This is a genomic window from Streptomyces griseoloalbus (assembly GCA_014650015.1).
Classification (GTDB): Bacteria; Actinomycetota; Actinomycetes; order Streptomycetales; family Streptomycetaceae; genus Streptomyces; species Streptomyces griseoloalbus.
Genome location: BMUD01000123.1, coordinates 1 through 621 on the forward strand (window position 1 = coordinate 1; position 621 = coordinate 621).

1 protein-coding gene is annotated in these 621 nt (G+C 39.8%); it reads left to right on the forward strand.

The features are described 5' to 3' along the window. Positions 1-547: hypothetical protein (locus IE178_RS37165; protein WP_498370656.1), on the forward strand; the 547-nt coding region annotated here is incomplete at its 5' end. Positions 548-621: the final 74 nt, after the last annotated feature.

The following is a 621-nucleotide window of genomic DNA, read 5'->3' on the forward strand; positions in this document are numbered from 1 at the left end:
TGGAAAACGTGGTCGCCCCAAGACCAAGGATGGCAAGATTGATATGAAGAATCTTGACCTCACTCGAATGGAGAAGATGGAGATGAAAGATATAGAAGGAACAGCTTATACTTTGATAGCCTATTCCAAGGCACTCAGGTGTAAAGTTAGACTTGTCATCTGGCAGATGCCAAATGGCAAGAAGAAACTATTCTTCTCTACAGACACCTCACTTTCGGGTGAAGAAGTACTTCTTTATTATAGAACCAGGTTCCAGATCGAATTTTGCTTTCGTGACGCCAAAGGCTATACTGGTCTTATGGACTGCCAGGCTCGCGATAAGTGGAAACTCGATTTTGCTTTCAATGCTTCGTTCACATCACTAAATGTTGCCAAGGTAACTATGAAGGAGATGGGAATGGAATATTCTATGTCTTCATTCAAGTCACTGATGACCAACATTTATCTGGTGAAACGAATTTTTAAAGCAAGCGGGTACACCCCGAACCGAACTTTAATTAGCAAGATTTTCAAAGATCTCTCGTGCTTACAGCGTATAGCTGCTTAGCACATTATTGAATTATTAACGAACTATTGAAATATTATATTATGGTATTAATAATAGGTGCGACAGGTTACGTT